This is a genomic window from Hydrogenophaga sp. (genome assembly GCF_030373225.1).
Lineage (GTDB): Bacteria > Pseudomonadota > Gammaproteobacteria > Burkholderiales > Burkholderiaceae_C > Hydrogenophaga.
The window spans coordinates 83,394-105,316 of record NZ_JAUCZG010000012.1; the positions used below are offsets into that span (position 1 = coordinate 83,394).

Consider the following 21,923-nt stretch of genomic DNA (forward strand, 5'->3'; position numbering starts at 1 on the left):
GGTCGGGAAAGAGGGATCAGGCGGCCAGGGCCAGCGCAGGCTTCTTGGTGGACTTGGCGATCGGCAGACCGGTCTCGATCGGCAGGCTCTCGTCGCGCGACCATTCGTTCCACGAGCCGAAGTACATGCGCACGTCGGAGAAGCCGGCCTGCTTGAGCGCCAGGAAGGTGTTGGACGCGCGCGCGCCCTTGAAGCAGTAGAGGTAGATGGTGTCGTCGGTGGTGATGCCGGCGGTGGCGCACTCGGCCTTCACCTCGTCGGGCGTCTTGAACACCGGGCCTTGCGCCGAGGGCTTCATGAAGCGGTACCACTCCAGCCACCTGGCGCCCGGCAGGCGGCCCTTGCGGGGAGCGAAGTCCTTGCCGTACGGCGACGAGGATTCGCCGATCCACTCGTCGATGTCGCGCACGTCGAGCAACACGGTGTCGGTACCGAGAGCGGCCTTCACATCGTCCTGCGTGAGCATCACGTCGGCGGTGGGCAGATCGCTCGGGAAGGTGGCCGGGCTGGGCGTGGCCGCTGTGGTGGACACCGGCAGACCGGCGGCCTTCCAGGCGCTGAAGCCACCGTTGAGCACCTTGATGCTGGGGTAGCCCAGCCAGGTGAGCAGGTAGTAGCCACGGCACGACTGGCCGTAGCCGCTGTTCATCGCGTCTTCGTAAAACACCGCCGTCTCCTTGCCCGACAAACCGGCGGCGCCCAACGCTTCGGCAAAGGTGGCCTTGAGCGCCTGCAGACCTTCGGGCGTGGAGGTGGCCAGATACGTGAACACTTCGCGCAGGTTCACCGCGCCGGGAATGTGCCCGGCCGCAAAGGTGTCCGCATCGCGCGTGTCGATGACCACAACGGGTTCGGAAGACTGCAGTGCAGCAAGCTGGGCGGGGGCGATCAGGGTGGCGTCAATGCTCATGGAGACCTCGCGGAAGTGGCGGCAGGCAGGATGGCCTGAGGTCTCCAACGCAACCAACGTGCCAGGCGCGCGCGCGGGTGTGTCAACGCGCAAAGGGCGTTGAATTTGTTGGGTTTATCCGGGTTGGGGGCGGGGAGGCGCTGGCTGTCGGCGCTGGCTGGGTGCGCCACTGTGTCGACACAATGTCGACACAGTGTTGGGGAGGCAGTTCGCAAACGGCAGGGAGCTTGAGGACCTGACCAAACCACTGCCTGGATCCATGGATTTTTCTACCTGTCGGAGTGGCCTTTCATTTCGCGACAAGCAGCATCACGGAGATGAGCACGAAGACGGCGATGAACACGGTTTCGCCAATGAACAGGAGCAGAGGTTTCCAGCCCAGCTTCAAGAGGTCTTCGATGCTCGTCTTGATGCCGACCGCTGCAATGGCCAGAACCAGGCAAATGCGGGAGAGATCAGACGCGACCTGCACCACTCTTTCGGGGATGAGGCCGGAGGAAGACATGAGCATCATCACGACGAACGCCAACAGAAAACCAGGCACCAAGGGCAGAGCGTTTTCTTGTTCTTCCTGTGCCTGTTGATGCCGGTACATGAATGAGATGACCATCACCACGGGCATCAACAGCATGACCCTGAACAGCTTGACGACCGTGGCGGTATCGGCCACTTCGGGCCCCAGCAGCATGCCCGCTGCCACCACTTGTGCCACGTCGTGGATGGTGCCTCCCAAAAAAACCCCCGCCGCGGCTGGTGAGAGTTGCAAGGCTTGTATGACCAATGGATACACGATCATCGCAATGGTCGAGAGAACGGTCACAGCCACCACGGCCAACAAGGTGAAGCGCTCGTTGGCTTTGGATTGTGGCAACACGGCTGCAATGGCAAGTGCGGCTGATGCCCCGCAAATGGCAACAGACCCGCCCGACAACAACCCTTCTTCTCTGGTGCGCCCCAGGCCGCGCGCCCACCACACGCCCACCAGAATCGTGAGCACCAGCGCAAACAGGATGACCATGCCCACTTCAACCCCCAATTGGGTCACTTGCTCGATCGAGATGCGGGCTCCCAACAACGCAACGCCGATGCGCAGCAAGGTGCGACCGCAGAAATCCACCCCGAGCTTGACCTTTGGGCTGTCATGAATGAAGTGAAACGACAAGCCGATCAGCAATGCGTACAGCAGCAGTGGGCCACCGTAGTGCTCTGAAAGAAAGGTGGACGCGAGCGCTATCACCACACACATCAGCACGCCCGGCAGGAGGACGCGAGCGAATGCAAACCATGCCGAAGGGTGCCACATCGGTCGGCCCGAAGCGGCTGAGGTGCTTTCCCCTGGCTTCAACATCCACGGCCTCCGAATCGCCGCTGTACCTGGGTCACGTTGGCTCGGTGTTTGACGTGGTCGTTTCACCACCGCGCGCTGCAATCAGCCGGGCCGCGACGTTTTGCAGGGCGTTGCCGTTGCGGTTCGCAAAATAGGCCACGATGGTCAGCGGCACAGAGCTGCCCATGGAAACGAGCTCGCGCAACGTGCCTTGTTTCAGGTCCTGGGCAATCAGACTGCGTGGAAGCCAGGCGGCCCCTTGGTGGATCAACGCCATTTCGCGCAAGCCCAGGCTGAATTCGCTCACATACTGAACCGCGACCAGACGGGCATGCATGAGCTCGGGCAATGCGTGCGCGCGAACGGCCTGCCCAAAGAAACTCTCGGGCGGAAAGCACAACAAGGGCAGCGGGCGATCCGGCTGTACGAAATCATTCGAGGCGCACAACCGGGCGCTTGCCACCAGCACCAGCGCATCCTCCCCCAACGTGCAGGACGTGGCCAGTTGAGGCGGCACGCTGCTACCGATCTGGCGGGTCTCATACGTCAACAGGATGTCGGCCTGGCCACGAACCAGCAACGCCACGCCATCGTCCCGGTTCTGTGAGCGGATCCTGAACCGCTGCTCGGGCATGAGCGCGCGCAGTTCTTCCAGGAACGTTGGCAAATAAGCTGCTGCCAGGCTGTGCTGCGCCGCCATGACCATGCCTGGGGATTGCGTTGCATCCGATCTGAGCGTGGATTGAAACTCGTAGATGTGTGTTGCGAGATTGCGAAAAGCCACCTCGTGCTGCTCGGCCAGCGCTGTGAACCGCAGGGGTTTGCGCGAGCGGTCGATGAGAGACACCCCCAACCAGTTCTCCAGCAGTTGAATGCGTCGGGAGAACGCCGGCTGCGACACATGGCGTTTTTCAGCGGCGGCGGAAAATGAACCGGTCTCAATCAATGCGAGGTAGTCGTCCAGCCACTTGAGTTCCATGGGCAGTCCAATACATGGTGTGGGAGTGAAGTTGTCGGCTGCCGCAGGCAGGCCAGAAAATCCTGTGATCCCGGTAAATCGAGAGGCTTCAGCCAACCGGACTTGCCGACTTTGGCTGGTTGCCGGGCCCCAGAAGAAAGTCCAGCAACAGGCTGTGAAAGAAGCGGGGGTATTCGAGATGAAGCGCGTGCGAACAATGCGGCAACACGGCCAGGGAAGCACCGGCGATCTCGCGCCACAGCGTCTCGATCTGTGGCCATTGGTAGCTTCGATCCTGGTCGCCCCAGATGATGAGTGTGGGTTGGGTGATATTGGGCAGGTGCGCGCGGCCATCCCAGCGCTCCATGGCCCAAAGTCCCGCCTGGGCGGCTTGCGCGCTGGCCTGCGCCGCCAGATCGCCGAGCGTCTGTGCCATGGGTGAAGCCTCCCGATGCAGCAGCCAGGTGGCGCTGATGCGTCGAGCCGTGGCCTCCACGCCGTCCTGAGCCAGTCGCTCGCGAGAGCGAGCCATGGTCTCGAACCGGCCGGGCAACAAACCGAGCGGTCCGGTGGCGTACAGCACCAGCCGGTTGACACGCTGCGGAGCCAGCCGAACCATTTCCTGAACGATCATGCCCCCCATTGAATGGCCAAGCAGGTGAAAGCGCTGCACGCCCAACCGGTCCAGGCAGCCCAGCACCGCCTGCGCGTGGCCACTCATGTCATCGGGCGATGCCAGGTGGCGGCTTTTGCCAAAACCCGGCAGGTCCGGGGCGATCACGTCCAGGTGCGGGCTCAGCGCCTGCAGCTCGGCGGCCCACTGGCTGGAGCCTCCCAGATAGCCATGCACCAGCACCAGCGGCTCGCCGCTGCCCATGCGTTCGACATGCAGGGCGTCCGAAGGGGTGGTCATTTCATCACCGACGGCAGCCACAGCGCCACTTCAGGTGCGGCAATCACCAGTCCGATCAGCACCACCATGCAGGCCAGGAATGGAAGACAGCCGATGATCACGTCGCTGATGGGAATGGTGCCCCGGCTGATGCCCTGAATCACGTAGAGATTGAGTCCTACCGGTGGCGTGAGCACGGCAATTTCCATGGTGATGGTGAACACAATGCCAAACCAGATCAGGTCGAAACCTGCAGCGTGCATCAAAGGGTAAATGGTGGGCAGCGTGATGAAGGTCATCGACACCGGCTCCAGGAACATGCCCAGGATCACGTAGAACGCGATCACCATGGCCAGCACCGCATAGGGGCTCAGTTCGTACGACAGAAACAGCTCGGTGAACTGCTGTGGCACACGGTAGTAGGTGAGCACGAATCCAAACAGCACGCCGGCCGACAGCAGCAAACCCAGATAACCCATGGTGCGCATGGTGGCCAGCAACGATTCCTTGAAGCCCTTGAAGTCCAGCCCGCCGACGGTGAAGGCCAGGATGGTGGTCAGCAAGGCCGCCACCGCAGCCGCTTCTGTGGGCGTGGCGACGCCGGTGTAAATGGAGAGTGTGATGACCAGCCCGATGATGAAGATCGGTCCCACCGCCAGCAGCAGTTCGCGCACGGTGGCACGCGGGGCGTTGTCGGCATCGGGTATGTGGCTGGGGTACATGCGGCCCCAGATGTAGACCACCAGCGCAAAAAGCGTCACCAGCACCAGACCGGGAATCACCCCTGCAATGAACAGTTCGCCAATCGACTGGTCGGTGACGATGCCGTAGAAGAGCAGGATCAGGCTGGGCGGAATCAGCACGCTCAGCGTGCCGCCGGCCGCCAGCACGCCACTGGACAGGCGCTTGTTGTAGCCCAGCTTGGTCATTTGCGGCAGCGCCACCCCACCGATGGTGAGCGAGCCCACCATGGAAGAACCACACACAGCACCAAAGCCCGCACAGGCGGCAATGCTGCCGTAGGCGGCCGATCCTCGCACCCTCACGCCTTTGTGCATGAACTGGTAGAGGTTGGGGCCGATGTTCGAGCGCCCGATGAGCTCCCCCAGAAACACGAACAGCGGGACCGCCAAAAGGATGTAGTCAATCCACACCCCCCACAGTTTCAGCTCCGTGCTCACCAGAGCGGTGGACCAGCCCTGGATGTGCAGCAGGAACGGCATGGCGGCCAGGGCCAGCGCAAAAGGGATGGGTAAGCCGATACCGATGAACAGCACCAGCAGCCCCAACAGACCAAGACCAACGTGATACCACTCCATGATGACTCCGGCTCAGTGCGTTGATTTCGCTGCGTGGGGGTTCGCTGCGCTGGGGCTGGAAAGCGCCGACAGAAAGCGCACGCCGGCGTAGAAGGTGAACACCAGCAGGGCGGCCGCCCCGGGTGCCCAGAACAGGTAGCGCGGCCACAACAGGATTTCCGATGCCGCGCCCGAGTCGAACGAGCGCACCGTGGCTTCCACCCCGGCGATGGAGAAGAACACGCCCACCACCAGCATGAGGAACAGGTTCAGCGCGACCAGCCACCGACGCGGACCGGGCTTCAACGCGTCCAGCAGGAACGACACCTGGGGGTAGGCGTTTTCCTTCAGCGCGAACGCCAGGCCCAGGAAGGCGGCGGGAAACAGCAACATGGCCGTGGCCTCCGTCACCGTCCCGTCGGGCCGCCCCAGCACGTAGCGCACAAAAACGCCGTAGGAGATCCACACCGTCTGCACCACGATGATCAGTGCGCCCAGAGCGGCCATCCAGACGGCCAGCCGCTCCGTAGCCCGTTCAAGGGTTGCCAGCATGGTTTTCAGAGCGAGTGCTGTTTGAACAGCGCACGCACCTTGCCGGCCATCTCCGGCCCGCAACCGGTATCCACTTCACCAGTCCATTTGCCGACCACGCTGTCCAGCAGGGCCTTGCGCTTCTCGGCGGTGATCTTGGTCACCGTGCCACCTTGCTTCACCGCATCGGCCATGCTCGCGTCCACCCAGGCCTCGTAGCGCGGCTTGAGCCATACCTCGGATTCGGTCGCCGCGGCTTGCAGGGCCTTCTGATCGGCGGGCGAGAGCGCGTCGAACTTGCGCTTGCTGATCATGTACTGGATGTTGCCGTAGAACAGGTTGGACTGAACCATGTGCGGCATCACGCCCCAGAGCTTCCAGGCGCTGTAGGTTGCCACGCCCATGTTGATGCCGTCCACCACGCCGCGCTCGGCCGACTGGAACACCTCCTTGGGGGCAATGAACACCGGCTTGCCGCCCCAGGTCTCGATCATCATCGACACCATCGGGCCGATGGAGCGCACCAGCTTGCCGTCGAGCTTGGCCAGATCGGTGTTGGGGTTCTTGAACCACCACTCCTGGTCGTACGAATAGTTGGAATTGATCAGCGGCACCAGGCCCGCCTTGGTCGCTTCGGGTGCAATCAGCGCGGCGTAGGCCGCGTCGAGCTCAATCTGCTTTTTCATGTCCACGGCCATCGGGTAGAGCGATGTGACCCGGTAGCAGGGCAGGCGTTTGTCGGCCGAGACCCAGCTGATGTCGGACACCCCGCCCAGCATGGCGTCCACGCCTTCGCTCCAGCCGTGCAGGGTGGAGGACGAAAAAATTTCGACCTTGACCCGCCCGGCGGTTTTGGCGCTGGCCAGTTCAGCGAACTTCTTGAATCCCTCGTAGCGAATGTCGACCTCGTTCACGTAGGTGGACAGGCGCAGCGTGGTTTGTGCTTGGGCGGCAGACGCAAGGACTGCGGTCGCGGCACAGGCTATCGCGGTGAAACGCAGCAGCGTGAAAGCGTTTTTCTTGAACATCGTGACATCTCCAGTTGAAAGAACCATGAACACGATCGGCTTCGCTGTGCTTCAGCGCGGCCGATCAACCCTGCGAACCCTTGAGGCCGAAGGCCTCTCCGTACCCAAACAACGCGACCGATCCACCGGTGTGCAGAAAGACCACGTTGTCGGTGGCCTTGAAATGGTTTTTGCGAACCAGATCGATCAGTCCTGCCATGCCCTTGCCGGAATACACCGGATCGAGCAACAGGCCTTCGGTGCGCGCCAGCAGCTCCACTGCTTCCACCATCCCCGGCGTTGGCATGCCATAGCCTGGGCCGACGTAGTCGCAATTCGCCACCACCAGCTCCCTGGGAACACCTCCGCGCATGCGCATGTGGTCCGCCGTGCGGCAGGCCAGGTCGTGCACCATGGTCTCCTGCTTGTCCCTGGGGGCACGCGTGCCGATGCCGAGCAACTTGATATCGCTGTTGATCGCATGCAGTCCCGCCACCAGTCCGGCCTGGGTTCCGGCGCTGCCAGTGGCATGCACCAGATAGTCGATCTTCAAGCCCTTCGCGGCGGCTTGGCTGACCAGTTCGATGGCGGCGTTCACATAGCCGAGGGCCCCCACCGGGGTGGAGCCACCACCCGGCACCACGTAGGGGTTCGCCCCGTCGCCTCGCAGGCGCTCGGCGACCTGTTCCATCTGCTGCTGCATGTTGGTCCCGCCGGGATGCCGTTCCACTGTGGCGCCGTGCAGGCGGTTGAGCAACACGTTGCCGTTGTCGGTGTAGTCCGCATCGGTGCTGCCGGTGCGGTCTTCCAGCAAGATATGGCACTTCATGCCCAGCTTGGCGGCAGCGGCGGCGGTCTGGCGCGCGTGATTCGACTGCGTCGCTCCCTGGGTGATCACCACATCGGCGCGTGTGGCGACGGCTTCAGCCATCAGGTACTCGAGCTTGCGGGTCTTGTTGCCACCACTGGAAAGCCCCGTGCAGTCGTCGCGCTTGACCCACAAGCGTGGTCCGCCCAGCAAGGCCGTGAGATTGCCCATCGGCTCCAGAGGGGTCGGGAAGTGCCCAAGTGCGATGCGCGGGAAAAGTGACAAGTCCATCGATAACTTTCAAATTCGGTTGCTTTGAAAGATGATGTACCCGCGAGTCCTCCCATGTCTAATCGATTTATTGGCCCGTATTTTTCGTTTTTCGCATACTGACAAAAGACCAACAGGTGACAGCAAGCAGGTTTCATACCTGAAAACTTGCGACGAAACGCACTGCAAGGGTGCGCCCGTCCATGCGTTGCCGTCTTTCCCGATGTTGGCGTCGAGGAGGCCCGGAGGTGACTCGTCAGAAAGCGGATCGCGCGATCGGCAGGCATTGGCGGCTCATTGACCGCATCGGCTCAGACGTGGGGCGCCAGGTCATTCCAGGCGCAAGTGGTCCGCATCCAGCGCAGGTGGCCGCAGCAGGTCCTCGTCAATCCCCATCACCGCACTTGCCCGTTCCACCGCGCGCCACAGCAGGGGCGGCATCTTCAGGATCTCGTCGGGTGTGTCGGCCTGGGCGATCCAGCTGCTGATCTGCTGGTGCTCGTCGGGGGTCAGCAGGGCCAGGTTCAGCATTTCGTCGATGGTTTTCATCCCGGCGTTGCCTCAGTGTTTCTCGCGCGTGAGCCGCTCGGCAAACGAGATGCCGATGGCCGAGAGCACGAAGGTGAAGTGGATCACCGCCACCATGGTGACGACCTGGATGTTCTCCAGGGTCAGCTCGCCGCTGAGGTAGGTCTTGAGCGCGTGCACGCCCGAGATGGAAATGATGGCGAAGGCCAGCTTGAGCTTGAGGTTGTAGGTGTTGACGTGGTCGAGCCAGTCGGGCTTTTTCATCTCTTTGGAATCGAAGTGCCCGGTGGTCACGAACAGCGAGACACCCGCCAGCGCCACCACCCAGACCAGCTGGGCGACCATGGTCATGTCCACCAGCTCCAACACCTTGATGATCAGGTCGATCTTCTGCAGATCTTCGAACATCAGGGTGGTGAAGAGCTTGTAGGTTTCCAGCAAAAACTTGCCCAGGATGCCGAAGATGATGGCGACCAGCCCGACGTAGAAAAAGAGCATGGTGAAGCGCATGCCGTACAGCAGCGAACCCACGCCCGAGAGCAGCTTTTCCATGATTTGTCGTATTCGGTTGTATTGGAGGGTGGGTGAAGCGCAGTGGGTCAGGCTCAGGACCGGGCGCTCACCGGGATGCTGTTTCGAGTATCGCCGAGCCTTGCAGCGCCGGGGGCCATGGCCTTGGTCTCACCGCAATCCCGCCTTGCGCAGCCGGTAGCTGAACTGCCGCAGCGTGAGTCCCAGGCTCTGGGCGGCCTGGGTCTGGTTGCCCTGGTGGCGCAGCAGGGCGTCTTGCAAGACCTGCGGGCTGTGGGAGCGGGCGCTCTGGTAGTCGCGCACCTGGCCGGCGGGCAGGGGCAGCGCGGGTGGGGGTTCGGTGGCGGGCAGGGGCGACAGGGACTCGGGCATGAAGCGCTCCAGCGCCACGGCGGTCACGCGGGTGTGGTCGGTCAGCAGCACCAGGCGCTCGATGAGGTTGCCGAGTTCGCGGATGTTGCCCGGCCAGTCGTGCGCTTCCAGCCGCGCCATGGCCTCGGGCGCCAGGTGCACGTTGCGTTCGTGGGCCTGGTTGGCGCGGTTCACGAAATGCAGGGCGAGGGCGCGGATGTCTTCGCGCCGCTCGCGCAGGCTGGGCAGGCGGATCGGGATCACGTTGAGCCGGTAGTACAGGTCCTGGCGGAACTGCCCGGCCTGCACCTCGCGCGCCAGGTCGCGGTTGGTCGCGGCCACCAGGCGCACATTCACCTTCACTTCGCGCGTGCCGCCCAGGCGCACCAGCGTGCCTTCCTGCAGGGTGCGCAGCAGCTTGCTCTGCATGGCCAGCGGCAGCTCGCCGATCTCGTCCAGAAAGATGGTGCCGCCGTTGGCCTGTTCGAACCAGCCGGCGCGCGCGGTGTTGGCACCGGTGAAGGCGCCGCGCTCATAGCCGAACAGCTCTGATTCAAACAGCGTCTCGGGAATCGCCGAGCAGTTCACCTTGATGAAGGGCTGGTCGTGCCGGCCGCTGGCCAGGTGCACGGCGCGGGCAAACAGCTCCTTGCCGGTGCCCGATTCGCCGAGCAGCAACACCGTGGCCTGCGATTGCGACACGCGTTCCAGTTCACCGAGCGCCTGCAGGAGCGCGGGCGACCGGCCGATGAGCCCGTAGCGCGCGGTGCTGGTGTCCAGCGCGCGGGCCAGGGCGGCGTTGCGCTCTTCGAGCTGGCGGGTTTCCTCGGCCACCAGCTGTTCCAGCTGCAGCAGCTGGCCGGCCAGCGTGGCCAGGATGCGCAGCAGCGCGAGGTCGTCGTTCAAATGGCGCTGGCGGCTGCGGATGCGGTGGCAGGCCAGCACGCCGATGGTCGCGCCGTTCACCTCGATGGGCAGCGCCAGAAAGGCCACGGTCTGCGGCGGCAGCTGGCTGCGCGGCACGCAGCGAAACAGAAACAGCGGCTCGGCGTCCACGTCCTGCACGATGGCGGGCAGACCCGTCTGCAGCACCCGCCCGGTGATACCCTCGCCCCAGCGGTAGACGCCGCTGGCCACCTGCCCGGCGGTGAGGCCGTAGGCGTGGCGAATGGACGCGGTGCGGGCGTGTTTCACCTGGCCGGCCAGGGCATCGTCGGCCAGCACCATGCGCCCGCGGTTCAAACCCAGCAGTTCGCTCATGAGGTGCAGCATCTCGCGCAGCACAAACGCCGGCGCCAGGCTGCGTCCCACCAGCTTCATCACCTCGCGCATGAGCAGCAGCTCCTGGGCGTGCCAGTCGGTGCCGGGGTGGTCGGGGTCGGTGCGGTGGGGGGGCATGAGGAGGGTCAAGCAAACATCGCACCACGTCACCTGCAGAACGCCGCATCGGATACCCGTTCGCCCTGAGCCTGTCGAAGGGCGGGCTCAGGGAGGACGGACGGCCAGGGTCCCACGCGCTAAAATCGCGACCTCTCAAGGAGCGCTGCAGCGCCACCGGCCCCCAGGGCTTGCGTGTGCGTCAGGCTTGGGTGGGCATGAACAGGCCCAAAACGGCGCTCACCAGTCTGTTGTCTGCAAAACCGCCTTGGTGAGCCCCATGTCCGAACCTCTCTCCCCTTCCGTTTCCGTGCCACCCATGCTGCTCTCCGGCCTGGAGCCGCTGCGCATTGGTTCTGACAGCCTGTTCGTGAACGTGGGCGAGCGCACCAACGTCACCGGCTCCAAGGCCTTCGCCCGCATGATCCTCAACGGCGAGTACGAGCAGGCGCTCGCGGTGGCGCGCCAGCAGGTGGAAAACGGTGCCCAGATCATCGACGTCAACATGGACGAGGCCATGCTCGACAGCAAGGCCGCGATGGTGAAGTTCCTCAACCTGATCGCCGGCGAGCCCGACATCGCGCGCGTGCCGGTGATGGTGGACAGCTCCAAGTGGGAAGTCATTGAAGCCGGCCTGCGCTGCGTGCAGGGCAAGGGCGTGGTGAACTCCATCAGCATGAAGGAGGGTGTGGACGAGTTCAAGCGCCAGGCGCGGCTGGTCAAGCGCTACGGCGCGGCCGCCGTGGTGATGGCGTTCGATGAAAAAGGCCAGGCCGACACCTACGAGCGCAAGGTCGAGATCTGCGAGCGGGCCTACCGGATTCTGGTGGACGAGGTGGGCTTCCCCGCGGAAGACATCATCTTCGACCCCAACATCTTCGCCATTGCCACCGGCATCGAAGAGCACAACAACTACGCGGTCGACTTCATCAACGCCACGCGCTGGATCAAGCAGAACCTGCCGGGCGCCAAGGTCAGCGGCGGTGTGTCCAACGTGTCGTTCAGCTTCCGTGGCAACGACCCGGTGCGCGAGGCCATCCACACCGTGTTCCTGTACCACGCCATTCAAGCCGGCATGGACATGGGCATCGTCAATGCGGGCATGGTGGGCGTGTACGACGAGCTCGAGCCCGAGCTGCGCGAGCGCGTGGAAGACGTGGTGCTGAACCGCAGGGCAGACGCGGGCGAGCGCCTGGTGGAAGTGGCCGAAAACGCCAAGGGAGCGGCCAAGGACGACAGCAAGAAGAACGAATGGCGCGCACTGCCGATCCGCGAGCGGCTGAGCCACGCGCTGGTGCGCGGCATGAACGATTTCATCAGCGATGACACCGAAGAGATGTGGCGCGAGATCGAGGCCGGCGGCGGCCGCCCGCTCAACGTGATCGAAGGCCCGCTGATGGACGGCATGAACGTGGTCGGCGACCTGTTCGGCCAGGGCAAGATGTTTTTGCCGCAGGTGGTGAAGAGTGCGCGCGTGATGAAGCAGGCCGTGGCGCACCTGCTGCCCTACATCGAGGCCGAGAAGCTGGCCCAGGTGGCGGCCGGCGAAGACGTGAAGCCCAAGGGCAAGATCGTGATCGCCACCGTGAAAGGCGATGTGCACGACATCGGCAAGAACATCGTCACCGTGGTGCTTCAGTGCAACAACTTCGAGGTGGTGAACATGGGCGTGATGGTGCCCTGCCACGAGATCCTGGCCATGGCCAAGGCCGAGGGCGCCGACATCGTGGGCCTTTCGGGCCTGATCACGCCCAGCCTGGAAGAAATGCAGTACGTGGCCGCCGAAATGGAGAAAGACGCGCATTTCCGCGACAAGCAGATTCCGCTGCTGATCGGTGGCGCCACCTGCAGCCGCGTGCACACCGCGGTGAAGATCGCGCCGCATTACAGCGGCCCGGTGGTCTATGTGCCCGACGCCTCACGCAGTGTGGGCGTGGCGCAGGGGCTGCTGTCCGACCATGCCGCGCAGTACATCGCCGACCTCCACGCCGACTACGACAAGGTGCGCACCCAGCACGCCAACAAGAAGCAGGTGCCGCTGTGGCCGCTGGCCAAGGCGCGCGCCAACAAGACGCCGATCGACTGGAGCGTGTTTGTGCCGAAGAAGCCGCGGTTCATCGGCAAGCGCGTGTTCAAGAACTTCGACCTCAACGAGATCGTGAAATACGTCGACTGGGCGCCGTTCTTCCAGACCTGGGACCTGGCCGGGCCCTTCCCCGACATCCTGAAGGACGAGGTGGTGGGCGAAGAGGCGCGGCGCGTGTTCAGCGACGGCAAGCGTTTGCTGCAACGCCTGATCGAAGGACGCTGGCTCACGGCCAGCGCGGTGGTGGGCCTGTACCCGGCGAACAGCGTGAATGACGACGACATCGAGCTCTACACCGACGACAGCCGCAGCGAGGTGGCGCTCACCTGGCACGGCCTGCGCCAGCAGACCGAGCGTTTCGAGGTGGACGGCGTGATGCGCCCGAGCCGCTGCCTGGCCGATTTCGTGGCGCCCAGGGGCCTGGCCCAGGACTACGTGGGCGTGTTCGCCGTCACCGCGGGCCTGGGGGTGGAGAAGAAGGAGAAGCAGTTCCTCGACGACCACGACGACTACGCCGCCATCATGCTCAAGGCCCTGGCCGACCGCCTGGCCGAGGGTCTGGCCGAGTGCATGCACCACCGCGTGCGCACCGACCTCTGGGGCTACGCGGGCGACGAGGCGCTGGACAACGAAGCCCTCATCAAGGAAAAGTACCAGGGCATCCGGCCGGCGCCCGGTTACCCGGCCTGCCCGGACCATTCGGTCAAGCGCGCCATGTTCGAGCTGCTGCAGTGCGACGACATCGGCATGGGCCTGACCGACAGCCTGGCGATGACCCCCGCAGCCAGCGTGAGCGGCTTCTACCTGAGCCACCCCGAGAGCACCTACTTCAACGTGGGCAAGATCGGCGACGACCAGCTGGCCGACCTGGCCCGGCGCAGCGCAGTGGCCGAGAAAGAACTGCAGCGCTGGCTGGCGCCGAATCTCTAAGCCGGTTTCAATGCCGTCCGGAACCGAAGCCGGCCCTGCGGGTCAGCTTTCGGAGTCCTTTCTTTTTGTTCACCGCATTTCAAACACATGAACGCCATCAACAACCTTTTCAACCAGCCCCGTTTTGGCGTGATCCTGCTGCGCTGGACGCTCGCCATCCTCATGATCTTTCACGGCTGGGCCAAGGTGACGGGGGGTGTGGGCGGCATCGAAGGCATGCTCGTGGGCCAGGGCCTGCCTGGCCTACTCGCGTACGGCGTCTACATCGGTGAGTTGATCGCGCCGTTGCTCCTGCTCGCCGGGGTGTGGGTGGTGCCGGCGGCCCTGGTGATCGCGATCAACATGGCGTTTGCGGTTGGCCTGGCCCACATGACCCATTTCATGGACATCACGGCCACCGGCGGCTGGCGCCTGGAGCTGCAGGCGTTCTTCTTCATGACCGCGCTCGTGGTGGCGTTCACCAACAAGCTGGGCCCCAACAAGGGGTGATGCGGCTCAAGCTTCGCCGGGGCTCGGCTTGTCCCGCTTGAAGCAGCGCCATCCAGGGACACCGCGCAGCGGCGCAGGGGGTGGTTCCGATTCAGACGTTCATGATGGAAATGGACCGGGCGTTCAGGTAGGCGTCCATCGCCTCCGGCCCGCCCTCGGAGCCGTAGCCCGAGTCCTTCAGACCCCCAAACGGCATTTCGGCCGACGGCATCGCGGGCATGTTCACCCACAGCATGCCCACCTCGACCCGGCGCGCCAGCAGGTCGGCGTTCTTCAGCGAGCGGGTGAAGGCATAGCCGGCCAGCCCGTAGGGCAGGCGGTTGGCCTCGGCAATGGCGTCGTCCAGCGTCTTGAAGCTGCGCACCGCGGCCATGGGGCCGAAGGGCTCGTCGTTGAACACGCGTGCGTCCAGCGGCACGTCGGTGAGCACCGTGGGCTGCCAGAAGTTGCCCGCCTCGCCGATGCGTGCGCCGCCGGTGGCCAGCGTGGCGCCGCGCTCCACCGCGTCCTGCGTGAACTCGGCCATGGCGCTCACCCGGCGCGGATTGGCCAGCGGGCCCATCTGCGTGCCCTCGGCCGTGCCGTCGCCCACCGCCAGGCCGCTGGCGTGTTTGACCAGCGCCGCCGAGAACTCGCTGGCAATGCTCTCGTGCACCAGAAAACGCGTGGGCGAGATGCACACCTGCCCTGCGTTGCGGAACTTCGCGCCGCCGGCGGTCTTCACCGCCAGCGCCACGTCGGCGTCTTCACACACGATCACCGGCGCGTGCCCGCCGAGCTCCATGGTCACCCGCTTCATGTGCTGGCCGGCCATTGCGGCCAGCTGTTTGCCCACCGGCGTGGAGCCGGTGAAGGTGATCTTGCGGATCACCGGGTGGGCAATCAGGTAGCTGGAGATCTCCGCCGGCGTGCCGTATACCAGACCGAGCACGCCCGGTGGCAGGCCGGCGTCGGCAAAGGCGCGCACCAGCGCGGCCGGCGCGGCCGGGGTTTCTTCCGGGGCCTTGACGATCATCGAGCAGCCGGTGGCCAGCGCGGCGGCGAGCTTGCGCACCACCTGGTTGATGGGGAAGTTCCAGGGCGTGAACGCGGCCACCGGGCCAACCGGGTCTTTGAGCACCATCTGGCGCATGGCGAGGTTGCCGCGCGAAGGCACGATGCGGCCGTACACCCGCAGTCCTTCGTCGGCGAACCAGTCGATGATGTCGGCCGCGGCCAGCACCTCGCCCTTGGCCTCGGCCAGCGGCTTGCCCTGTTCCAGCGTGAGCAGGCGGGCCGTGTCGGTGGCGCGTTCGCGCAGCAGGGCAGCGGCCGCGCGCAGGGTTTTCGAGCGGTTGATGGCGGGCGTGTCGCGCCAGACTTCAAAGCCCTTTTGAGCGGCTTCCAGCGCCAGGTCCAGGTCGGCGGTGCGCGCATGCGCCACGCGGCCGATCTCTTGGCCGGTGGCCGGGTTGAACACAGCGAGCGTTTCGCCGGCGGCGGCCTCGCGCCATTGGCCGTGGATGAACAGTTGGGTATCGGGGTAGGTCATGGTGTCTCCAGCAGGAAGGGGGGAACCGGAAACCATACCAGTTGCACTCACGGAGCGTGGATCAGGAAGGCAGAAGGACGTGTCGTTGCTGGCAAAGGAAAGGCCGGTCCATCTGGTCCGCCAGAAAGGCGATCGCAGAAGCGTTTACACGGGCCATCTGTTGTGCGCCCCTCTTTTCCTCGTCCGAGATGGGTTGGGCGGCAAGCCAGGCGTCGATGTCGTCGCGGATGCCGTTGTTGTCGTTGTCCGATCCCCGGATGTCGGGTGAGCGGTCGAGCTTGGGCAACTGGCCGCTGGCCTCCAGCGCCTTGATTTGTTCGGCCAGTGCGACCGCCGCAGCGCCCGGCGGTGCGCCCGATTCTTTGGAGGCCGCGCCGCCGCCGCAGGCGGACACCCAGGCCGCCAGGGCCAACGGAAGCAGTGGATTGAAATAGCGCATGTTCATGGCGTGTTTCCCGGGATGGATTGGGCGAGTACACCCAGCGATTGCTCGATCAGGCTTCTGGTTTTGCCGTACGCCGCTCGCGTCTTGTCGAGGTAAGTGGGCGCCAAGCCGTGACCTGTGGGGTCTGCGCTGCTCGGCGGCAGGGCAATGTTCACGCCCGGCACGCTGTTGAGGCCGCTGGCCCGCAGGACGTTGATGACCAGATCGATGTCGGCCAGCACGTGCTCACCGCGCAGCGTGGGTGAGGCAGGAGCGACATGCACAACCTCTGCACGGGCATCCGGTTTGGCGGCTTTGAGTGCGTCGTAGGCGCTGTTGACGAACAGGTTTCCCTGCGAATGCGCCACCAGCAGCAGGCTGCTTCCAGCATCGGCATGGCGCCAGAGGCGCGTCATGTGGTCCGCGCGGTTCTCGTAGGTGGGCGAGTCGGCAAAGAGGGTCAGCAGCTTGAGCGTTTCTCGGGCCAACTGGTTGAGCAGGGCGCTGGCGGTGGCGTCCAGCGACTGCAGCAAGGCGTTGCCGCCGTCGCCCAGCAGGCCAAGCAGGCGGCCTGTGAACGACGTCGCTTGCGCATGGCGCCCCGCCAGCACATCCCAGAAGGTTTCCCAGCGGTCGACGAACACGCCACCCGTTTCCTGGCTCCGTTGCTCGAACACTTCAGCCAGGTCTTCCAGACAACTGAACCTTCCGTACCAGGCATCGCCACATGCGGTCTGGTTGTAGAACTGGGCGTATTTCAGCTGAGCATCCTTGTACTGGGAGCCAAATTCGTCTTTGAGCCGATCCATGCCGCTTTGGGCCGCATCGCGCGTGTTCGCCACTCCATTGAAAAACCCGATCACGATGTCCCTCCGGGATTGCACCACCCAGCTGGCGTTGTTGCCGCAATGCTCACAACTGGCCACGAACTCGATGGGTTCGCTGGCTGGCTGCGTGGGCACGTATGTGAGCAGCAGCAGGCCCTCACCGTTTGTTTGCCACGGGAATCCCGCACAGGGTCCCCTGCAGTTGAGGAAGCCGTGTCGCCACTGATCGGAGGCCACGATGCTCACCGGCTTGTGGGCAGCAGGGCGCCCGTTGAGCGTGAGGCTCAGTGTGAGGTCGATGGGCGTCAGGTCCTTGTCGATGGTTCGCGAGGAGCCGGTGAGCGAAATGACGTAGGGGGTGTAAGTGGCGGTGACGCAGCCTCGACGGAAGTACACGTATTGAAAATGGCGGCAGCTTCCCTGCGGTGTGCACAGGGTCTGGCTGAGGTTGACCGCGTGCACGTCTACCGTTTAGAGGTGCTGGTCGTACTCAAGATACAGGTCGGTCGACATGGTGATGTCGGGCGAAAGCCACTGCACGGAAGAAGCATGGCCCACCAGCGTGCCCTGTTCCAGCGGCGGCAGCTCTGCCAGGCTGCCCGCGGTGTATTTTTCCAGGACGCCATGGCCCCGGTAAAACCGGAACTGGTAAATGAACTCGTGTGCGCGTTGTTCGGCCGGGGTGAAGGTTTCCGGCATCGTGTAGTCGAAACTGCTTACGTCGAGGCATCTGGTTTCGGCGAGCAACTGGGTCGGCGCCAGTGCGAACCACAAGACGGCCAGATGAGCCCACCATCTTCTCGGGCGTTCCCTTTTCTTCACAGTCATGTTGTCCTGCCTCCTTGGTCTCGCGACTCTATTGAAGGCTGCAGACCGTAGAAAATAATATAAAAGTATTATTTAACGCGACTTCAGCCGTTCTTTTGCACCACCCGGCGGTACTGCACTGCTTCGGCCACGTGCGCCACCCCCACCGCGTCCTGCCCCGCCAGATCGGCGATGGTGCGCGCCACCCGCATGGCGCGGTGGGTGCCGCGCGCGCTCCAGGCCAGGCGGGTGGCGGCGGTGTGCAGGAACTTGAGCGCGGTGGCGTCGATGTGGGCGTGCTCGTCCAGCGCCAGGCCTGCCAGCGCCTGGTTGGCCGTGCCTTGCCGCCTCTGAGCCCGCGCTCGTGCAGCGACCACCCGTTCGCGCACGCTGTCGCTCGATTCACCCACCTGGTGGTTGAGCAGGGTCTCGGGCGGCTGGGCCGGCACCTCCACATGCAAGTCGATGCGGTCGAGCAGCGGCCCACTCAGCTTGCCCTGGTAGCGCGCCACCTGCTCGGGTGTGCAGCGGCAGACCCGGGTGGGGTGACCCAGAAAGCCGCAGGGGCAGGGGTTCATGGCCGCCACCAGCTGGAAACGGGCCGGAAACTCGGTCTGCATGGCGGCTCGCGAGATGCGGATGTGTCCGCTTTCCAGTGGTTCGCGCAGGGCTTCGAGAGCGGCGCGGGGAAACTCGGGCAGCTCGTCCAGAAACAGCACGCCGTGGTGGGCGAGCGATATCTCGCCCGGCCTCGGTGGTGAGCCGCCACCCACCAGCGCCACCGCGCTGGCGCTGTGGTGCGGTGCGCAGGTGGGGCGTTGGCCCCAGCGAGTGAGCTCGAAGCGGCCGGCCAGCGAGGCCAGCGCGGCCGCCTCCAGTGCCTCGTCGGTGGTCATCGGCGGCAGCAGTCCGGCGAAGCGGTGGGCGAGCATGGACTTGCCGGCGCCGGGCGGCCCGGTCATCAGCAGGCTGTGCCCGCCGGCGGCCGCGATCTCGAGCGCGCGCCGCGCCGCGCCCTGTCCTTTCACGTCGGCCAGGTCGGCCAGCGGCGGGGCATGGCCCATGGTGTGGGCCGCCAGTCGCGTCCAGCCAGCGTCGTCGGGCGCCTCGGGGGCCCCTGCGGTTTCGGGCAAAAAGCGCGCGATCACATCGAGCAGGTGGCACGCGCGGTAGACCCGCGCCTGCGGCACCAGGGCGGCCTCTTCGGCGCTGCCCGGCGGCAGCACGAGACAGGCGTTGGCGGCTTCAGCCCCGGCGTCGCGGTGCAGGGCCAGGCTCATGGCGAGTGCGCCGCGCACCGGGCGCAGCTCACCGCCCAGCGAGAGTTCGCCGGCGAACTCCCAGTCGGCCAGCCGGGCCGCGCTGATCTGCCCGCTGGCGGCCAGGATGCCCAGCGCGATCGGCAGGTCGAAGCGGCCGGAATCCTTGGGCAGGTCGGCCGGCGCCAGGTTCACGGTGATGCGCTTGTTGGAAGGAAATTCCAGCCCGGCGTTGGCGATCGCCGATCGCACGCGCTCGCGGGCCTCCTTCACCTCGGTGTCGGCCAAGCCGACCAGGGTGAAGGCGGGCAGGCCGTTGGCCAGATGAACCTCGACCCGCACGGGGCGCGCGTCCAGACCGAGCAGTGCACGGCTGCGCACCAATGACAGACTCATGATGATTCACTCCCTGTTTCGGTGCGTTTCTCTGGGCGCCGGGGTTTGGATGCCGATCTGCCCGCTCGCGTGCACTTGAATGGTGCAATGTTTCCGGGCGGCGACGACCCGGGTGCCTTTTGTCGGTGCGGCCCGTCGGGTGGGGGCCGCTGGCAGGGCCTGCCGGCGCCGCCGCGGGCACTGTAATGGCGGCCCGGAGCCGCAACCCCTGCGGGTACCCGGAACGCGGGTTGGCATATTCCCTGCTAAGGCTTGTAAGCGATTGATTCGAAGCGTGGTTTTCCATGCGGCAGTCAGCCCACCGCGATTGGCCTGCCCCAGGCATGCCGAATTCGTTTCACCCCTCGGTGTCGGCCATCCGGTCCCATCACCCTCCTGTTCAAGAAGAGGAAAAGCAGCATGAAAATGGTTTCAGCCATCATCAAGCCGTTCAAACTGGACGAAGTGCGTGAAGCACTCTCCGGCATGGGCGTGCAAGGCATCACCGTGACCGAAGTCAAGGGCTTCGGTCGCCAGAAGGGCCACACCGAGCTGTACCGCGGCGCGGAATACGTGGTCGACTTCCTGCCCAAGGTCAAGATCGAAGCGGCCGTCTCGGACGACCTCGTCGACCGCGTGATCGAAGCGATCGAAGGTGCAGCACGCACCGGCAAGATCGGCGACGGCAAGATTTTCGTCACATCGCTCGAACAGGTGGTTCGCATCCGCACCGGCGAGACCGGCAAAGAAGCGCTCTGATCATCGCCACTGAACCAGAAAGATCACGGACATGAAAAAACTCATTGCAACCCTGTTGCTGGGCGTGGGCCTGGCCCTCGGCGGCCTCAACGCCACCGCGCAGACCACCACCGAAGCACCGCCGGCGGCGACTGCCCCCGCCGCCGAAGCCCCTGCTGCCGCACCTGCGGCGGCCGAGGCACCCGCTGCGGCGGCAGAGGCACCCGCAGAAGAAGCGGTCAAGGAAACCATGGACAAGGGCGACGTGGCCTGGATGATGGTCTCCACCATCCTTGTCGTGCTGATGGTCGTGCCCGGCCTGGCCCTGTTCTACGGCGGCCTGGTCCGCAGCAAGAACATGCTGTCGGTGCTGATGCAGGTGATGGTGGTGTTCTCGCTGATCGTCGTGCTGTGGGCCGTGTACGGCTACAGCCTGGCGTTCGGTGGTGAGGGCCTCATCATCGCCAACCTCGACAAGGTGTTCCTGATGGGCATCACGGCCGATACGCTGGCCGCGACGTTCACCCCGGGGGTGATGATTCCCGAGCTGATCTTCGTCGCCTTCCAGGCCACGTTCGCCGGCATCACCTGCGCCCTGATCGTGGGCTCGTTCGCCGAGCGCATGAAGTTCAGCGCCGTGCTGATGTTCTGTGCCCTGTGGTTCACCTTCAGCTACCTGCCGATCGCGCACATGGTCTGGGGTGCCGGTGGCTACCTGTTCGACAAGGGCGCCCTCGACTTTGCTGGCGGCACCGTGGTGCACATCAACGCCGCCATGGCCGGCCTGGTGGGTGCCTACATGCTGGGCAAGCGCATCGGCTACGGCAAGGAGTCGATGGCTCCCCACAGCCTGACGCTGACCATGGTGGGTGCCTCGCTGCTGTGGGTGGGCTGGTTCGGCTTCAACGCCGGCTCCAACCTGGAAGCCAACGGCGGCGCGGGTCTGGCCTTCATCAACACCCTGCTGGCCACTGCCGCTGCGGTGCTGGCCTGGTGTGTCGGTGAGGCGCTCTCCAAAGGCAAGGCCTCGATGCTGGGCGCTGCTTCCGGCGCGGTTGCCGGCCTGGTGGCCATCACCCCGGCCTGCGGTTCGGTGGGCCCCATGGGCGGCATCATCATCGGCCTGGTGTCCGGCTTCCTGTGCCTGTGGGGTGTGTCCGGTCTGAAGAAGATGCTGGGTGCCGACGACTCGCTGGACGTGTTCGGTGTGCACGGCGTGGGTGGCATCGTGGGCGCGCTGCTCACCGGTGTGTTCTCCGCCGGTTCGCTGGGTGGCATCAAGGGCGACGACTACTCCATCGCCAGCCAGATGGTGGTGCAGGCCGAAGGCGTGCTGATCACCATGGTGTGGTCTGCCGTGGTGGCCTTCATCTGCTACAAGATCGTGGACATGATGGTCGGTCTGCGCGTGTCGGAAGAAGCCGAGCGCGAAGGCCTGGACATCACCGCACACGGCGAGACGGCGTACAACCGCTGAGCCCTGCGGGGCTTCACCCGCGGACCGGTCCTCTCTTCACCGAAGGTCCCCTCCGCGCGGTTGTCGAATCTCTCCTGTGGAAGTTGAACCCGCGTTGCCGCCCGGCACGCGGGTTTTTTCTGTTTGATGAATTCTTTATAGTTACTGCGCTTGTCTCGCAGCGACCAGGAGGAATCCATGAACCGAGCTTCT

At 64.7% G+C, this 21,923-nt stretch carries 20 protein-coding genes and 1 riboswitch; of the genes, 4 read left to right on the forward strand and 16 right to left on the reverse strand.

The features are described 5' to 3' along the window. Window positions 1-16: 16 nt before the first annotated feature. The 11 genes from QUV35_RS09010 to QUV35_RS09060 all read right to left on the reverse strand — a co-directional run bounded on the left by QUV35_RS09010 (window position 17) and on the right by QUV35_RS09060 (window position 10,809). Entirely contained in the window at window positions 17-910 is an 894-nt protein-coding gene (locus QUV35_RS09010) for a sulfurtransferase (RefSeq protein WP_300872874.1), read from the reverse strand. A gap of 289 nt (window positions 911-1,199) precedes the next feature. Then, window positions 1,200-2,213, reverse strand: a complete 1,014-nt coding sequence (locus QUV35_RS09015) for a putative sulfate exporter family transporter (RefSeq protein ID WP_300872876.1) — start codon at window positions 2,211-2,213, stop codon at window positions 1,200-1,202. A gap of 76 nt (window positions 2,214-2,289) precedes the next feature. Next, window positions 2,290-3,216, reverse strand: coding sequence for a LysR family transcriptional regulator (locus QUV35_RS09020; RefSeq protein ID WP_300872878.1), 927 nt, complete (start codon window positions 3,214-3,216; stop codon window positions 2,290-2,292). A gap of 88 nt (window positions 3,217-3,304) precedes the next feature. Beyond that, window positions 3,305-4,108, reverse strand: coding sequence for an alpha/beta hydrolase (locus QUV35_RS09025; RefSeq protein WP_300872880.1), 804 nt, complete (start codon window positions 4,106-4,108; stop codon window positions 3,305-3,307). After that, on the reverse strand, window positions 4,105-5,406 hold the full coding sequence (locus tag QUV35_RS09030; RefSeq protein WP_300872882.1) for a TRAP transporter large permease: 1,302 nt from the start codon (window positions 5,404-5,406) through the stop codon (window positions 4,105-4,107). The genes QUV35_RS09025 and QUV35_RS09030 overlap by 4 nt, the downstream gene beginning before the upstream one ends. Window positions 5,407-5,418: 12 nt before the next feature. Next, the gene (locus tag QUV35_RS09035) at window positions 5,419-5,937 is read right to left on the reverse strand and encodes a TRAP transporter small permease subunit (protein ID WP_300872884.1); all 519 of its coding nucleotides are present in this window, start codon (window positions 5,935-5,937) and stop codon (window positions 5,419-5,421) included. 5 nt (window positions 5,938-5,942) lie between these two features. After that, window positions 5,943-6,944 (reverse strand): TRAP transporter substrate-binding protein DctP, encoded by a 1,002-nt coding sequence (dctP, locus tag QUV35_RS09040; RefSeq protein WP_300872886.1) that lies wholly within the window; start codon window positions 6,942-6,944, stop codon window positions 5,943-5,945. A gap of 64 nt (window positions 6,945-7,008) precedes the next feature. Further along, entirely contained in the window at window positions 7,009-8,022 is a 1,014-nt protein-coding gene (locus tag QUV35_RS09045) for a D-cysteine desulfhydrase (RefSeq protein ID WP_300872888.1), read from the reverse strand. Window positions 8,023-8,331: 309 nt separating this feature from the next. Beyond that, window positions 8,332-8,550: a hypothetical protein gene (locus QUV35_RS09050; protein WP_300872890.1), complete on the reverse strand. Its 219-nt coding sequence runs from the start codon at window positions 8,548-8,550 to the stop codon at window positions 8,332-8,334. A 12-nt stretch (window positions 8,551-8,562) separates the two neighbouring features. Next, window positions 8,563-9,081: a YqhA family protein gene (locus QUV35_RS09055; protein WP_300872892.1), complete on the reverse strand. Its 519-nt coding sequence runs from the start codon at window positions 9,079-9,081 to the stop codon at window positions 8,563-8,565. Window positions 9,082-9,210: 129 nt separating this feature from the next. Then, window positions 9,211-10,809: a sigma 54-interacting transcriptional regulator gene (locus QUV35_RS09060; protein WP_300872894.1), complete on the reverse strand. Its 1,599-nt coding sequence runs from the start codon at window positions 10,807-10,809 to the stop codon at window positions 9,211-9,213. Window positions 10,810-10,940: 131 nt separating this feature from the next. Continuing rightward, window positions 10,941-11,037, forward strand: a riboswitch (S-adenosyl-L-homocysteine riboswitch). A gap of 31 nt (window positions 11,038-11,068) precedes the next feature. Here QUV35_RS09060 and metH point away from each other — a divergent pair. Together metH and QUV35_RS09070 are read left to right on the forward strand one after the other, a co-directional pair. Further along, entirely contained in the window at window positions 11,069-13,804 is a 2,736-nt protein-coding gene (gene metH, locus QUV35_RS09065) for a methionine synthase (RefSeq protein ID WP_300872896.1), read from the forward strand. An 87-nt stretch (window positions 13,805-13,891) separates the two neighbouring features. Next, the gene (locus QUV35_RS09070) at window positions 13,892-14,293 is read left to right on the forward strand and encodes a DoxX family protein (RefSeq protein ID WP_300872898.1); all 402 of its coding nucleotides are present in this window, start codon (window positions 13,892-13,894) and stop codon (window positions 14,291-14,293) included. A 91-nt stretch (window positions 14,294-14,384) separates the two neighbouring features. Here the strand turns inward: QUV35_RS09070 and QUV35_RS09075 are convergent, their stop codons facing one another. The 5 genes from QUV35_RS09075 to QUV35_RS09095 form a co-directional block, all read right to left on the reverse strand. Beyond that, window positions 14,385-15,824, reverse strand: coding sequence for an NAD-dependent succinate-semialdehyde dehydrogenase (locus QUV35_RS09075; protein WP_300872900.1), 1,440 nt, complete (start codon window positions 15,822-15,824; stop codon window positions 14,385-14,387). Window positions 15,825-15,885: 61 nt separating this feature from the next. Beyond that, complete coding sequence (locus QUV35_RS09080) at window positions 15,886-16,269, reverse strand: hypothetical protein (protein WP_300872902.1); 384 nt, start codon at window positions 16,267-16,269, stop codon at window positions 15,886-15,888. Continuing rightward, the gene (locus tag QUV35_RS09085) at window positions 16,266-17,537 is read right to left on the reverse strand and encodes a hypothetical protein (protein WP_300872904.1); all 1,272 of its coding nucleotides are present in this window, start codon (window positions 17,535-17,537) and stop codon (window positions 16,266-16,268) included. Before QUV35_RS09085 ends, QUV35_RS09080 begins: the two co-directional genes overlap by 4 nt. 9 nt (window positions 17,538-17,546) lie before the next feature. Then, on the reverse strand, window positions 17,547-17,903 hold the full coding sequence (locus QUV35_RS09090) for a hypothetical protein (protein WP_300872906.1): 357 nt from the start codon (window positions 17,901-17,903) through the stop codon (window positions 17,547-17,549). An 83-nt stretch (window positions 17,904-17,986) separates the two neighbouring features. Beyond that, window positions 17,987-19,537: a YifB family Mg chelatase-like AAA ATPase gene (locus QUV35_RS09095; protein WP_300872908.1), complete on the reverse strand. Its 1,551-nt coding sequence runs from the start codon at window positions 19,535-19,537 to the stop codon at window positions 17,987-17,989. A gap of 399 nt (window positions 19,538-19,936) precedes the next feature. Between QUV35_RS09095 and glnK the strand changes: the two genes are divergently transcribed. Beyond that, window positions 19,937-20,275, forward strand: coding sequence for a P-II family nitrogen regulator (gene glnK / locus QUV35_RS09100; RefSeq protein ID WP_056264790.1), 339 nt, complete (start codon window positions 19,937-19,939; stop codon window positions 20,273-20,275). Window positions 20,276-20,306: 31 nt separating this feature from the next. Beyond that, window positions 20,307-21,731 (forward strand): ammonium transporter, encoded by a 1,425-nt coding sequence (locus QUV35_RS09105; protein ID WP_300872911.1) that lies wholly within the window; start codon window positions 20,307-20,309, stop codon window positions 21,729-21,731. Window positions 21,732-21,923: the final 192 nt, after the last annotated feature.